The 12,895-nt window shown below is 56.1% G+C and carries 17 protein-coding genes; 6 read left to right on the forward strand and 11 right to left on the reverse strand.

All coding sequences use genetic code 11. The features are described 5' to 3' along the window. Positions 1–80: 80 nt before the first annotated feature. Both ACODTO_RS27215 and ptrR read right to left on the reverse strand, forming a co-directional pair. Positions 81–209 (reverse strand): PA1414 family protein, encoded by a 129-nt coding sequence (locus ACODTO_RS27215; RefSeq protein WP_256222727.1) that lies wholly within the window; start codon positions 207–209, stop codon positions 81–83. A 139-nt stretch (positions 210–348) separates the two neighbouring features. Beyond that, positions 349–1,242, reverse strand: coding sequence for a putrescine utilization regulator PtrR (gene ptrR / locus ACODTO_RS27220; RefSeq protein ID WP_139650390.1), 894 nt, complete (start codon positions 1,240–1,242; stop codon positions 349–351). A 102-nt stretch (positions 1,243–1,344) separates the two neighbouring features. On the opposite strand from ptrR, the gene ACODTO_RS27225 reads away from it, so the two are divergent. Beyond that, a complete protein-coding gene (locus ACODTO_RS27225) occupies positions 1,345–2,511 on the forward strand; it encodes an MFS transporter (RefSeq protein WP_175362482.1) in 1,167 nt (388 codons plus the stop codon). On the opposite strand, the gene ACODTO_RS27230 is transcribed toward ACODTO_RS27225, so the two are convergent. Together ACODTO_RS27230 and ACODTO_RS27235 are read right to left on the reverse strand one after the other, a co-directional pair. Further along, positions 2,512–3,966 carry an NCS1 family nucleobase:cation symporter-1 gene (locus ACODTO_RS27230; RefSeq protein ID WP_175386970.1) on the reverse strand — a complete coding sequence of 485 codons (1,455 nt, stop codon included), beginning with the start codon at positions 3,964–3,966 and terminating at the stop codon, positions 2,512–2,514. It lies immediately after the preceding gene. Between the two features lie 460 nt (positions 3,967–4,426). Next, positions 4,427–5,263: a CvfB family protein gene (locus tag ACODTO_RS27235; RefSeq protein WP_139650393.1), complete on the reverse strand. Its 837-nt coding sequence runs from the start codon at positions 5,261–5,263 to the stop codon at positions 4,427–4,429. Positions 5,264–5,601: 338 nt separating this feature from the next. Here ACODTO_RS27235 and ACODTO_RS27240 point away from each other — a divergent pair, with 338 nt between their 5' ends. From ACODTO_RS27240 to ACODTO_RS27250, 3 genes are all read left to right on the forward strand, one after another. After that, complete coding sequence (locus tag ACODTO_RS27240; RefSeq protein WP_016702300.1) at positions 5,602–5,790, forward strand: hypothetical protein; 189 nt, start codon at positions 5,602–5,604, stop codon at positions 5,788–5,790. 203 nt (positions 5,791–5,993) lie between these two features. Continuing rightward, the gene (locus ACODTO_RS27245) at positions 5,994–6,710 is read left to right on the forward strand and encodes a TorF family putative porin (protein WP_139650394.1); all 717 of its coding nucleotides are present in this window, start codon (positions 5,994–5,996) and stop codon (positions 6,708–6,710) included. Positions 6,711–6,791: 81 nt separating this feature from the next. Further along, complete coding sequence (locus ACODTO_RS27250) at positions 6,792–7,658, forward strand: DUF6279 family lipoprotein (RefSeq protein ID WP_175386969.1); 867 nt, start codon at positions 6,792–6,794, stop codon at positions 7,656–7,658. A 138-nt stretch (positions 7,659–7,796) separates the two neighbouring features. On the opposite strand, the gene ACODTO_RS27255 is transcribed toward ACODTO_RS27250, so the two are convergent. Beyond that, entirely contained in the window at positions 7,797–8,189 is a 393-nt protein-coding gene (locus ACODTO_RS27255; RefSeq protein WP_047701703.1) for a hypothetical protein, read from the reverse strand. A 174-nt stretch (positions 8,190–8,363) separates the two neighbouring features. Between ACODTO_RS27255 and ACODTO_RS27260 the strand changes: the two genes are divergently transcribed. Next, the gene (locus ACODTO_RS27260; protein ID WP_489107328.1) at positions 8,364–9,095 is read left to right on the forward strand and encodes a DUF899 domain-containing protein; all 732 of its coding nucleotides are present in this window, start codon (positions 8,364–8,366) and stop codon (positions 9,093–9,095) included. 114 nt (positions 9,096–9,209) lie between these two features. On the opposite strand, the gene ACODTO_RS27265 is transcribed toward ACODTO_RS27260, so the two are convergent. The 5 genes from ACODTO_RS27265 to ACODTO_RS27285 form a co-directional block, all read right to left on the reverse strand. Further along, entirely contained in the window at positions 9,210–9,770 is a 561-nt protein-coding gene (locus tag ACODTO_RS27265; RefSeq protein ID WP_489107329.1) for a hypothetical protein, read from the reverse strand. 139 nt (positions 9,771–9,909) lie between these two features. Beyond that, positions 9,910–10,173, reverse strand: a complete 264-nt coding sequence (locus ACODTO_RS27270) for a MafI family immunity protein (RefSeq protein ID WP_055135962.1) — start codon at positions 10,171–10,173, stop codon at positions 9,910–9,912. 226 nt (positions 10,174–10,399) lie between these two features. Next, positions 10,400–10,663 (reverse strand): hypothetical protein, encoded by a 264-nt coding sequence (locus tag ACODTO_RS27275; RefSeq protein WP_489107330.1) that lies wholly within the window; start codon positions 10,661–10,663, stop codon positions 10,400–10,402. Positions 10,664–10,751: 88 nt separating this feature from the next. Then, complete coding sequence (locus ACODTO_RS27280; RefSeq protein ID WP_489107331.1) at positions 10,752–11,312, reverse strand: hypothetical protein; 561 nt, start codon at positions 11,310–11,312, stop codon at positions 10,752–10,754. A gap of 14 nt (positions 11,313–11,326) precedes the next feature. Next, entirely contained in the window at positions 11,327–11,470 is a 144-nt protein-coding gene (locus tag ACODTO_RS27285; protein ID WP_489107332.1) for a hypothetical protein, read from the reverse strand. Between ACODTO_RS27285 and ACODTO_RS27290 the strand changes: the two genes are divergently transcribed. Beyond that, a complete protein-coding gene (locus ACODTO_RS27290) occupies positions 11,423–11,725 on the forward strand; it encodes a DUF3077 domain-containing protein (protein WP_489107337.1) in 303 nt (100 codons plus the stop codon). The two genes, ACODTO_RS27285 and ACODTO_RS27290, sit on opposite strands and share 48 nt — an antisense overlap. A 711-nt stretch (positions 11,726–12,436) precedes the next feature. Here the strand turns inward: ACODTO_RS27290 and ACODTO_RS27295 are convergent. Then, positions 12,437–12,703 (reverse strand): hypothetical protein, encoded by a 267-nt coding sequence (locus ACODTO_RS27295; RefSeq protein WP_489107333.1) that lies wholly within the window; start codon positions 12,701–12,703, stop codon positions 12,437–12,439. Between the last annotated feature and the right edge of the window lie 192 nt (positions 12,704–12,895).

A 12,895-nucleotide genomic window follows, 5' to 3' on the forward strand; every position in this document is an offset into this window, starting at 1 on the left:
GGCAGATCCAGCCTCGATGCAAACTGAGCCAACGCCTTCGCGAGCAGGCTCGCTCCCACAAGAAACGACCTGACGGGTAATCAGCGACGACGCGGCTGGCGGCGGCGTTGCTCGTCATCGGTGCGGATCGGTATCGGCTGCATGGGCGGTTCGATCAGGCCGAGCGCGACACCCAAGTCGTGAAGCCAGTTCTGGATTTTCTCTTTCATCGTGGTGCCCCCTCAGGGTCATGCGAGCGGCAGATTTCTGTGGCCCCTTCGCGTTGATAATAGTCCGATGTGCTGCGCAATGCTCGTCTCTGTTTGCAATGATCTGTTACTGAATTGATCCAAATCCCGCGCCCGTAGTTCAAGCCGATTGGGCCGTTGCCACGGGCATCCGCGGCCAGGCCTGTTGCTGCAACTCGATCCAGGCATTCAGGTTGGCCCCGACCATGCCTTTGCGCCACATCAGCCAGGTCGTGGCGCTGGCGAACGGCTCGGCCAGTGGGTGCACCGCCACCCGCTCGCGGCCCGGCATGCTGGCCAGCATCGACTCGGACAACAACGCCACCCCGGACCCGGCGATCACGCACGCCAGCATCCCCTGGTAAGACTCGATCTCCATCGCCCGGCCCATGGTTGCATGATCATGGGCAAACCAGGCTTCCAAGCGCATGCGGTACGAACAACCCCGGCGAAAGGTGAACACCGAACGGCCCTGGACGTCCAGCGCACTGCGCACCGGCGGATGATCGGCCTCGGTAATCACCACCAATCGCTCGTCGCACAACGGCACGCCATCAAGCCCGGCCAGTTCCAGCGGGCCATCCACCAGCGCCGCATCGAGCCGCCCGGTGAGCAAGCCCTCGAGCAATTCGCCGCTGGGCCCGGACTGCACTTGCAGGTTCACCGCCGGATACGCTCGGTGATAACTGGCCAGCAGGTCCGGTAGATGAATCGCCGCCGTGCTGTACATGGTGCCCAGCACAAACTCCCCGGCCGGTTGGCCACCCTGCACGGCCGCATGGGCTTCATCGTGCAAGGCAAAGAGCTTGGCCGCGTAGTCCAACAGGACTTTTCCCGCAGGCGATAGCTGCAAGCGCTGACGCTCCCGCAGGAAAAGATCCACGCCCAATTGCTCTTCGAGCTGCTTGAGCCGGGTCGAAAGATTCGACGGTACCCGGTGCAGACGCTCGGCGGCGCGGGTGATGGACCCTTCCTCGGCCACGGCCTGGAAAATCCGCAACTGGCTGAACTCCACGACATTCTCCAAAAAGGAACAAGTTACTCACTATTATTCATTTTTAATGAAAGTCAATCGGTTCTAGCCTGACGGTCATTCGCCTCAATGTGGAGAACGACCATGTCGCCCCTTGTTCGCCTGCTTGCCAGCTTCATCGCCTTGATGATGGCCATGGGCATCGGCCGCTTCGCCCTTACACCTCAGTTACCTCATCTCATCGGCGAAGGTCAGATCGACTTGACCGCCGCCGGTCTGATTGCCGCCGCCAACTACCTGGGTTATTTCCTTGGCGCACTGGACGCCATGTTCGCCCGTCGCCCGGAACAGGTGCGCCGACGCTTGCTCGGCGGCCTGTGGCTGTGCGTGCTGCTGACCCTGGCGTCGTTCTGGGCCTGGGGCTTCTGGCCGCACCTTGCACTGCGCTTCGGCACGGGCGTAGCGAGTGCGTGGGTGTTGGTGATGATCACGGCCTTGAGCCAACCCTTGGCAGCCGCGGCGGGACGGCCACGACTGGGCGCGCTGGTATTTGCCGGACCGGGGTTGGGGATTTTTCTCACAGGCCTGCTGGCCTTGGGTTCGAACCTGTTGGGCCAGACGTCCGCCACGCTGTGGCTGGTGTATGCCGGTGTGGCCCTGGCGATGCTGCTGGTGGTGCTGCCGATCCTGCCGCAACCCGCCGCAGCCGTGACCGTTGCGCCGCCGGCCGGCTCATCGTCGAACCGTGGCATTGCCCGGCTCGGCGTGGTGTACGCCTTGTACGGCGTGGGCTACATCATCCCCGCCACGTTCCTGTCGCAAATGGCCTCGGCGCAATTCCATGGCCAATGGCAGGCCGACCTGTTCTGGCCCTGCTTCGGTCTGGCCGCCGCCCTCGGTGTGCTACTGGTGAGCCTGCGCCGACCGGCTCCAAACAGCACCGGCCGCTGGTTGATCGGCACGTTATGGCTGCAGGCCGCCGGAGTGTTCGCCTGTTTGCTGGGCAGCGGGCCGGGGCTGGCGCTGGGGGTCATCCTGTGTGGCACGCCGTTCCTGGCGTGCATGCAACTGGTGATGCTGCGCTCCCGGGAACTGGCCCCCCATGCCACCCAGCGCAACGCCGGGCTGTTGACCGCCTGCTTTGCCGTGGGCCAACTCAGCGGACCGTTGCTGGCGGCGCTGAGCAGCCACTTCAGCGGAGGCCTGCAACCGGCACTGATCGTTGCCGGCTGCGGCCTGGTGCTGGCCGGTGGGTTGTTGCTACCGCGCCGGAGCGCGGTAAACCCTTGTGCCCAAACCGTCCTGCGTTGATCAGGACTGGCCAACCGAACTGAACGATGGGCTCGGTTGCGCGGCCGGCTCACGCCGCGCCAGGGCAAAATACAACACCCCGCCGAGGAAGCAGCCGGTGAACCAGGCAAAGTTGGCCATCGGTTGCAACAGCGGCGTGAAGGTGATCGCCACGCCCATCAGCGTCGCCGGCACCAACGCCTTGACCGCCGTCCAGTTGATACCGCCGCTGTAGTAATAGCACCCACTCGGGCCGTCATTGAACAGCGCATCGACGTCAATCGACTGCTTTTTGATCAGGTAGAAGTCCACCAGCAGAATCCCGAACAACGGACCGATGAAGGCTGCCAGCACATCCAGGGTGTAATGGATCACTTCAGGATTGTTGAACAGGTTCCAGGGCGTGATGAAAATCGACGCCAGCGCAGCGATCATGCCACCGGCACGCCAGCTGATCTTGCTGGGTGCGACGTTGGCAAAGTCGAAGGCCGGCGAGACGAAGTTGGCGACAATATTGATGCCGACGGTGGCCGTCACGAAGGCAAAGGCCCCGAGCAACACCGCCACATCGTTGTCGATGCGCGCCACGGTGGCGATCGGGTCATGGAGCATTTCGCCGAACACCGGCAAGGTCCCGGAAACAATCACCACGGTGACCAATGAGAACGCCAGGAAATTCACCGGTAGCCCCCAGAAATTACCCCGGCGCACGTCAGACATGCTTCGGCAGTAGCGACTGAAATCGCCGAAATTAAGGGTCGGCCCGGAAAAATATGACACCACCAGCGCCGTCGCCACGATCACCTGACCGAACGCCTGCCAGCCGGACAGGGATTTTTCCGCCAGCGTAAAGCTGATGTTGCTCCAACCGGCCTTCCACACAATCCAACCGGCCAGCAGAAACATCACGGCATAGACCACTGGCCCCGCCCAATCGATGAAACGGCGGATCGACTCCATGCCCGTCCAGAACACCAGCGCCTGGACGAACCACAGGCTGAGGAAACCAAACCAACCCAGGTAGGACAAACCGGCAAAATGCGGCGTCGCATACACTTCCATTGTGGGAAAGAACCGCAGCACCACGATGATCAGCGCACTGGACGCCAGGTACGTCTGAATGCCGTACCACGCGACAGCAATCAAGCCGCGAATCACCGCCGGGATGTTCGCCCCAAACACGCCGAACGCCAGCCGACAGATCACCGGATACGGCACCGCCGCCTGCTGGCTAGGCTTGGCCACCAGGTTGGCGATCACCTGCACGATGCAAATCCCGCCCAATAACGCGATCAACACCTGCCAACTCGCCAACCCCAATGCGAACAGACTGGCGGCGAACACATAGCCACCGACGCTGTGCACATCACTCATCCAGAACGCGAAAATGTTGTACCAATTCCATTTCTGCGGCAGCGGGCCCAAGTCTTCGTTATAGAGGCGGGGGCTGTAGCCGTTGGGCAATTGCTCGGACATCGCGGGGCTCCTTATGAGTACCGCCGTGCCCCCGGGATGACTTGCTCACCATACTGCGCACGGGAGCCGGCATGGTTTGTATACGAAGCGCTACGCAGAATGCGTGCCATAGGCGGGAAATATGAGACAAACAGCGGCGTGCCGCGGAATTTCATAGCGCGCAGGAAGGGACATATGCCCACGAACAGGGCGCGAATGCATGCTAAAGGTGCAGAATTTTGTATACAGCCAGATCAAAGAGTCTGACTCAGCTCTTGTGGCGAGGGGATTTAGCGACCCGTCGCACCGCCCCGCTGGGCTGCAAAGCAGCCCCAACACAGCCAAGTTCTTCTGCCTGGCACACTGAGGTGTCAGGTTTTAGGGCTGCTACGCAGCCCAGCGGGGCGGTGCGACGGGTCGCTAAATCCCCTCGCCACAAGAGCATCCTTTTTCCAAACAGACTCTGTTGTCGGCTGAAAGATCAGCTCAACTCAATGCGATCCGCATGAATGACAATCTGCCCATTCTTGTACAGCGCACCAATGGCTTTCTTGAAGTTGCCCTTGCTCACGCCAAACAGGCTGCTGATCAGCGCCGGATCGCTCTTGTCGCTGACCGGTAGGGTGCCGTTGTTGTCACGCAACTTGGCGAGGATCTTGGCATTCAGGCTGGTGGCGGCTTCCTGGCCCACCGGTTGCAGGCTCAGGCTGATCTTGCCGTCTGCGCGGACTTCCTTGATGTAACCTTTTTCCTGCTTGCCTGGGCGCAGGAACTTGAAGACTTCGTTCTTGTGGATAAGTCCCCAGTGGCGGTTATTGATGATCGCCTTGAAGCCCATGTCGGTGGCCTCGGCAACCAGCAGATCCACTTCCTGCCCCGGCGTATAGTTGGCCGGCGTCTTGTCCAGGTAACGGTCCAGGCGCGCCGTGGCGGTGATGCGGCGGGTGTGCTTGTCGAGGTAGACGTGCACCACACAATAATCCCCGGCAGTCATCTGGCGTTTCTCTTCCGAGAACGGCAGCAGCAGATCCTTGGGCAGGCCCCAGTCGAGGAACACACCGATGCTGTTGACTTCAACCACTTTCAGGCTGGCGAATTCACCGACCTGGACTTTGGGTTTTTCCGTGGTCGCGATCAGTTTGTCGTCGCTGTCCAGGTAAATAAAAACATTGAGCCAATCTTCATCTTCGCTGGGAATATCCTTGGGGATATAACGATTGGGCAAGAGGATTTCGCCGTCCGCACCACCGTCCAGATATAAACCGAAGTTCGTGTGTTTAACCACTTGCAAACTGTTGTAGCGCCCGACTAAAGCCATTTCCGAATACCCTCATTGCGTGGGCGGCATTCTACCCGGTTTTACGGCGCGATTCGTGACCGACGGGAAAGCGCCCGTCCCGGCCTCGATTTTCCAGCGTTTTACCTGTGAAGCGGCCATTCGTCAGGCAGACGCCGCTCGGTGCGGCCGATCCGCACAGACCGCCCGGCGTTATATTTCCCGCTCGGTTGTTATTTAAAACAGTGGCTTAGGGCATTGATTGGGGCTTAAATCCGCCAATCGTCCAGTCTCATCCAGATCAATCAGCGGGATATGAGCCAAGCAAGGGTCATGTATTTCCTGTACGATGCCTGGCCCAATTAATTATCGACAGGTTAATGGCCGCCATGCGTGTAAAAGCATCCAACAGCAAAGCAAAGCCAGCTCCAGCCGTTGAAACCAGCGAATCGATCAACGACCAGATCGCTGCGTTCCTCAAGTCCGGCGGTGAAATCCAGCAAATCGCCAAAGGCGTCAGCGGCCAGACATTCGGCCCGTCCAAGCAAATCAGCCTGGGCAAAAAGTAATCCCCGCATCACCTGGTCCCAAAGCGCTTTGAGCTTCGAAGCGCTTGGACTGGAACCTCCCCCGCCACACATCCCACTCGTAAAAATCGACGAACGGCCTTCACCGCCGGGTATTCGCCGGTATGCTTGCACCTCTCTAGCTCAAGTGTTCTAGCTCAAGTGTCCGAGCTTGTCCTGCTCCTCGCTAATTCACGGAGTGAAGCATGCGTATCCCCATTGCCCTGCTGAGCATCAGCCTGCTGGCCTGTCCGCCTGTCCACGGACAGATCTTCCAGCGCGAACTCGGCGACTTCGACCTCAAGCTCGGCACCAGCCCCAGCCGCAGCATGGCCCAAGGCCTCGTCACGCCTTCGAGCACCGGCTCGTTTCACGGTGGCCTGGACCTGAGTCACGACAGCGGCTGGTACTTTGGACAATGGTCACCCAGCGCCGGCCTGACCTCCTCCGCCGATCTCGAGGTGGATTCCTACATGGGGTTCAAGCATCCCTTCGACCAGACCCTTGGCTACGAAGTCGGCATGATCCACTACAGCTACCCCACCGTCGACACCCTCGACAGCCAGGAGTTCTATGGTGGCCTGACCGTGCTCGGCAGCCGTTTCGGCGCCGCCCTGAGCAACGATCCGGACAAACAGAACAGCACGCTGTTCGCCGACCTGGGCGGTAACGTGCCGTTCGGCATCGGCGTCAGCGCCAAATACACCACCCATCAGCTCAACACACCGGTTTCGGTCGAGAACGGCTATGTAGGCAGTTTCAGCGACTGGTCGTTGAAAATTTCCCGTCCGTGGCGCGGCATCGATCTGGACCTGATCTACAGCGACTCCAGCCTCAGCGGCAGCAGCTGTTCGGCCTACTCCGGCCATAACAGCGAATGCGACGGCCTGCTGACCCTGAAGATGGCCCATCCGTTTTACTAAGGGTTACGTATTCAATCGGCTGAACTGCCGCGCGCCTGCCATGCTCAAACAAAACACCGATGGCTTCGCAAGGACTCGCTCATGTCGCGCCGGCTTACACGCACCGTCACGTTTATCGCCTTCCTGTTGTTGCTCACAGCCTGTACCCGCATCGGCCTGGCCTACCGCAACCTCGACCTGATCATCCCCTGGACCCTCAACGACTACCTGGAGATCAACGGCGAGCAAAAAGACTGGTTCAACGAACGCCTCAAGGAGCACCTGAGCTGGCACTGCACCACGCAACTGCCCGGTTACCTCGATTGGCTGGACCGCTTGAAGACCATGGTCCAGACCGACCAGGTGACCGATGAAGCCCTGCAACAGCGCACCGAGGAAGCCAAGGCCGCCATTGCCGAAACCGCTCGGGAAATCACGCCATCAGCCATCGAGTTGCTGCAAGGTCTGAACGACGAACAAGTCGACGACATGGACGCCGCATTCACCAAGGACCAGCGCAAGCGCCAGCAGGAATACCTCAAGCCGTCGCTGCAACAGCAGATCCAGGAACGCAGCGAGCGCATGGAAAAACGCCTGAACGACTGGCTGGGCCCCCTCAACATCGCCCAACGCCAGCGCGTGGTGGCCTGGTCCACCGCCCTGGGCGACCAGAACCAGCAATGGATCGCCAACCGCGCCCACTGGCAAAACCAGTTCAGCGCCGCCGTGGCCCAGCGCCACGCCCCCGACTTTCCGAAACGCATCGAGCAACTGCTGGTCAACCGCGAAAGCCTCTGGACCCCGGCCTACCGCGAGGCCTACAACAACACCGAAGCCCAGGCCCGCAGCCTGCTGGTAGACCTGATGGCCGACAGCACCCCGCCCCAGCGCGAACGGCTGCTGAAGAAGATCGACGGGGTGAAGAAGGATTTCAGTGACTTGAAATGTCTGAAAGCGGCAAGAAACTGAACGAACAAGCTCTCAAAAACACTGAGAACCCCTGTGGGAGCGAGCCTGCTCGCGATAGCGGAGTGTCATCCTGCTACATGGCGACTGACACACCGCTATCGCGAGCAGGCTCGCTCCCACAAATGTTGTGTACAACCCTCAGGCAATCTGCGCCTTCGAAGCCAGATCATCAAAGGTAAACTCATCCAGCGCATCCTCCTGCTCATCCAGCACCTGGCGCGGATGATCATTCCCGGGGATGCTGCTGTCGATCAGGCTCAACAAGCGCGAACCCCGTACCGTCAGCACGAAATTCTCGCCATTGCCGCCCTCTTCCTCCGGCCGAGGCTCAATGAAGCCACGCTCCAGCAGCAACTTCTCATACTCCCCGGCGACCGCCTTCAGATGATCGAGATTCTCTATCTCCTCGCCTGCGGCCGCCTTCGCCGCCGCGTACTGCTCCGCATAAGGCCGAGGGGTAAAACTGTGGCCGGCGCCGTTCTGCACTTCGTGCAACAACCGTTCGATCAAGTCCCAGTTATAAGTCGTCATCCTGGTCCATCCTCCAAAGAGTGAGATGTCTACTCAAGTTGTGACCGAGGCGCCACGCCACCGTTCAGCCAGGCTTCCAGGCGAACCGTCTGGCCAACCGACCAACGGTCTGTCGAATTCGTCCAGGGCCAGACGACCACTGGTTGAAACGCCCTGCCTCCAGGAGAAATCACCATGAACGTAGAGAATCATCCAGTCGTCTCGCGGGAAGAATGGCTCAAGGCCCGCCAACAACACCTGGCCCACGAAAAAGCCTTCACCCGCGAACGGGACAAACTCAGCGCCGAACGCCGCGCCCTGCCCTGGGTCAAGATCGACAAGCCCTACCGCTTCCAGGGGCCTGACGGCGAACTCAGCCTGGCCGACCTGTTCGGCGGCCGCAGCCAACTGATCGTCTACCACTTCATGTTCGGCCCCGGCTGGACTGAAGGCTGCCAAGGTTGCTCTTTCCTCTCCGACCACATCGACGGCGCCAACCAACATCTGGCCCACCACGATGTGGCAGTGGTCGCCGTCTCCCGCGCGCCGTTCGCCGAATTCCAACCGTTCAAACGCCGCATGGGCTGGGCCTTCGACTGGGTCTCCTCAAACGGTTGCGACTTCAACTACGACTTCGGCGTCAGCTTCAAAGCCGAAGACACCGCCGCCGGAACGGCCACCTACAACTACGAAAAAACCGACACCGCCGAAGGCGAACTCCCCGGCCTGAGCGTCTTCTATCGCAACGAAGCCGGCGAGATCTTTCACACCTACTCAACCTATGCGCGAGGTCTGGACATGCTGGTCGGCACCTACCAATACCTCGACCTGGCGCCCAAGGGGCGTAATGAGGACGAGATCATGGATTGGGTGCGGCATCACGATAAATACGAGGATGCGAAGCCCAACGGGTGCTGCCACGGTTGATGCAGAGCATTCACCTACCGCCCAGTCGAGCAAAGCTCCCTGTGACGAGGGGGCTTGCTCCTGCTCGACCGAACAGCAGACGCGCGGTCACCCGTTTCGCATTGGCTAACCAGATCAGAGGCTAGGTGCGCTCGTAACAGGAATGCGCTGCTGAGGCTGCGTGGTGTCATAGACATGCAGTTCACAGCCCTGACCCACAAACTGAAACTCCGCCAGATAAACCTTACCTTTCTCCGGCGTGAACGTGGTGTTGATCGGACCACAGCGGTAGCCACGGTTGATACTCTCACCACTGGCGTAACCCGATACTTCGAATGGCTGATCGGGGTCCGCTTGTACTTCCAACTGAGGGAAGTGCTTCAAGGTCGCGCTGTGAGTCGCTTCGTTAAGCTTGGCAATCCAGCCGAACACTTTGCCGCGACCGGAATCCACCACCGTTCCCTGCACATCCAGACGCTGGTCCGGGTCCATTGCGCGTCTGATCGAGAACTCTACCGGGACGACGTTGCCGGTCGCTTTCATGATGACCTTGGCGTGCTGGGCGTCGACGGTCACTTTATTTTGCTGGAGTTGGATGCCGTTGTTGAGCAGGGTTGGGGAAGAATCTCGGACGTTGGATTTGCAGCCTGGTAACGTCAGGAAAAAGGACAGCAATAGCAGCGTGGTTTTCTTCATAAATGCTCCAAGCACATCGTTAACTTCCAATCTTTATCAACAGGCCAAAATCGATATTTAAACACCTCAGGGACAGTCCACAATGAAAAGGCAAACCGTTTTTCAGCCAACTTAATCGTGGCCTGTCCCTGACGAACTGTTAGTTTTCAAGCTTCGTCAACGCCCGCAGATACTTAAAAGGAGCTTTTTCAATATCAAACCCCATGACTGAGGCCAACAACCGAATTTCCCTTAGCTCATCAGCAGATAAGACAACATCATATTCGCAAATATGCTCACAGAGAATTTCCAAAGCTAATTTTTCCTCATTATATTTTATATAATCTAACGCCCCCTCCAGAAAAACAGCTTCCAAACGACCTTCAAATTTAGCGCCTAAATCCAATATCTGTCGAGAGTACATATCAGCCTACTTTATCGGTTTGGAATCCCCAGAACCCCAAAGATAGAAAAAGGTAGAAGAAGGGGGACAGATTTATTTTTTCTAGATCGATCTTACGATCCCTCGCCATCGCCGCCCTTTTGCAAAGCAATAATCTGCTCTAGACTCATACCTGTCAAATGAGCGCACTACCAGATTATCCATGAAAGCTTTCAACGAGGCAGAGATAAAAAACATACGCCTTCTCTCAGTATCCTTCTAACCCACAGAGAAAAATAAAGTCTGAGAGAAGCATCTCCAAGCTACTTTCTGGCCCTGAGTCTAAGACATCTTGGACAACCACCAAACCTCTCAAAAAATCAAACTCAACATCAAAGCAATTGAATTCACACAGCCTAGCTACAACTTCATCGGATTGACTTCTTTGCCAGAGCGCCTCTTTTAAAACCGCCCTAACATTAGCATTTAATTCCTGCGCCACAAATCGCCCAACCAAGTCTGCATTAGCCACAATCTTTCCATAAACTTGAAAACCGTGTTAACAACTTTAGAACACATGCCCCCCGGCTTTCCGTCTTTTGACTTCTTGTACAACACCATCAATTTAATGATACTTCCTCGAGACCGACCGATTTCACTTGCGATACTTCCAGCACTGAAAAATCATCAGAGTCATCATGCAACCCATGGGATAAGATAAAGCTTCTACCCCCACAAATATCAAAACGCAGGCCTACTTCGCTGGGGCGCTGCTCCGCCTTCGCATTCATCTGCGCTCGTTTAAGTATTGTAATACCACTTACCCGAGCTCCAACAAGGTCTTTCCAGAAAGTAGTGGCAAACCGTCCAGCCACAGAAATAGAGAACAACTCATTGTCACTTTCCAATGAGCTCGAACTTTGGCTTGCGATTCTCGCAGCCTCATCCCAAATAATGACGCTATTCAGAGAGGGATCACTCGAAAAGCCAAGAACCATGTCGCACTCAAAATAGATGACTAATGGTCCGGCCGTTAATGAGAAGGCCATATTATCCTCGACACCGCAATGAGTTGAAACTTCCGAGGCATCCCACCAGCTATACCGAATAAATTTAGTAATTTGCTTGCCGACAAGCTTACGAAGAAGCTCATTTGCCGCAGACGGGACCGTCGAAGCCATATATTTACCCCTCATTAAAATGGTCCATTCTTCTGCGCCGCCTGTATCAACAAATCAATCATACGTAAATTATTTTTTGATGGTGAAGAATTAAAGTTAACAGCAAGCGGATCAGCAACTACAACGCGCCCCTCGCCACCAAATCCACAAGACTTCAAACCGTAGGCCTAACACCTTTTTCCTTCCACTCCGACCGCCCGCTTTTCCGAGTCAACGGTGGGATACCCATCGGCGAAGCCCTGTCCCACGCCTCCGACCTGCTCCACGTCGCCAAGCTTTTGGCTGAAGACGCAGCGATGATTCGCGACACGGATCGGTATGCCTGGGCATCGTGTTATTTGCAGGATATGAGCAAAGCCGTCATTGACGATGTGGTGAAAGTTTTGGAAGCGCCGGGAAGTCAAGGCGCTTGAGGTGATAAATGGTCCAATGCGGCTTGTTTAACGGAGCAGCATTGGGTTTGGAAACCGACCTGCCCCTGTCGAGCCGCGAGCTATATAACGAAGATCCCAGGTCTACCCCTTGCTGACCAAATCACGTCGGTTAGCTAAGGCAGATATCAGGAAAACATGGGCATGCTGAGCACGTTAAGCAAGTGCCATTCAAATTTGCCCCCTTTTCTGTCATTTTTTACGCGCTCGTGACTAATTCATGTCGTAGTATCATAAAAGTCCGCATCAGGCCAAAACTCATCATATTCAGTTAACATACTTCACAAAGCCTCACTACGAGTGACCCCACAAAGGTTAATTTATGTTATTACAAACCCCTTAATTCCTGACCACTGAAGCTTCCGCATGCAAAATACCACAACATCAAAATGGCGACTTGCCAAACATTAGAATCAACTTAAATCTATTTATAAACACCTTTTATATTCCAAATGCTTTTTTTACAAATCCTATAATACTTAGTAAACACATCCCATAAGAAGTCTGTAACTCTTCACCAAAGGCCGCCATAGCCACATCGAAAAGCCTATCAAACTGCAATTACGTCATTCATTTCAGCACCTATGCTCCTGTTCTGGATTTTACAGACTCTAATAAACCTGTCCACTTTTTCTCATTGACTGCTCGAATTGCGATACCCACAGAAACCATAGCAAGCCCGACTTATCAAACTCAATTTCTTTCATTATTTTTCCGTTTCTTTTTACGATCTTCAATTTTTGAAAAAACCCAAACCCCTACCCCTCCCCAAACCCCATAAACAAGAGAAAACCTTAGCGACACCAACAGATCATTCTCATCGAAGACCCACACACCATGCTTAAAATAATTAATCAGTGCACCAAAGAGACTACCACTCAACCCCACCACATAAAATAATGCCATGGCATATAGAATCAGTACGACTAACAGGTACACCCCGACTTTTTTCGGCTTCATTTTTTATCACCAATAGATTTAACCTTATCCCCTACAACTTCTGACATACCTGCCCCCGCCATATTTCAAAAAACTTCAGAAGCAGCATCCCCCACGAACGGCTTTAGTTGTTCAGACATGATAGGCCCGCCTTTAAACCCTACAGTGGAAAACGAGGACAGACCACGTTTTCTAGCTATAAAACTGGGTAAT

It is taken from the genome of Pseudomonas sp. FG13, assembly GCF_057809755.1.

What these genes read in the sequence shown, in the direction of transcription:
- ACODTO_RS27215 (WP_256222727.1), bottom strand. Translation starts at nt 209, where the DNA reads ATGAAAGAGAAAATCCAGAACTGGCTTCACGACTTGGGTGTCGCGCTC.
- ACODTO_RS27225 (WP_175362482.1), top strand. Translation starts at nt 1,345, where the DNA reads ATGTCGCCCCTTGTTCGCCTGCTTGCCAGCTTCATCGCCTTGATGATG.
- ACODTO_RS27230 (WP_175386970.1), bottom strand. Translation starts at nt 3,966, where the DNA reads ATGTCCGAGCAATTGCCCAACGGCTACAGCCCCCGCCTCTATAACGAA.
- ACODTO_RS27235 (WP_139650393.1), bottom strand. Translation starts at nt 5,263, where the DNA reads ATGGCTTTAGTCGGGCGCTACAACAGTTTGCAAGTGGTTAAACACACG.
- ACODTO_RS27240 (WP_016702300.1), top strand. Translation starts at nt 5,602, where the DNA reads ATGGCCGCCATGCGTGTAAAAGCATCCAACAGCAAAGCAAAGCCAGCT.
- ACODTO_RS27245 (WP_139650394.1), top strand. Translation starts at nt 5,994, where the DNA reads ATGCGTATCCCCATTGCCCTGCTGAGCATCAGCCTGCTGGCCTGTCCG.
- ACODTO_RS27250 (WP_175386969.1), top strand. Translation starts at nt 6,792, where the DNA reads ATGTCGCGCCGGCTTACACGCACCGTCACGTTTATCGCCTTCCTGTTG.
- ACODTO_RS27255 (WP_047701703.1), bottom strand. Translation starts at nt 8,189, where the DNA reads ATGACGACTTATAACTGGGACTTGATCGAACGGTTGTTGCACGAAGTG.
- ACODTO_RS27260 (WP_489107328.1), top strand. Translation starts at nt 8,364, where the DNA reads ATGAACGTAGAGAATCATCCAGTCGTCTCGCGGGAAGAATGGCTCAAG.
- ACODTO_RS27265 (WP_489107329.1), bottom strand. Translation starts at nt 9,770, where the DNA reads ATGAAGAAAACCACGCTGCTATTGCTGTCCTTTTTCCTGACGTTACCA.
- ACODTO_RS27270 (WP_055135962.1), bottom strand. Translation starts at nt 10,173, where the DNA reads ATGTACTCTCGACAGATATTGGATTTAGGCGCTAAATTTGAAGGTCGT.
- ACODTO_RS27280 (WP_489107331.1), bottom strand. Translation starts at nt 11,312, where the DNA reads ATGGCTTCGACGGTCCCGTCTGCGGCAAATGAGCTTCTTCGTAAGCTT.
- ACODTO_RS27295 (WP_489107333.1), bottom strand. Translation starts at nt 12,703, where the DNA reads ATGAAGCCGAAAAAAGTCGGGGTGTACCTGTTAGTCGTACTGATTCTA.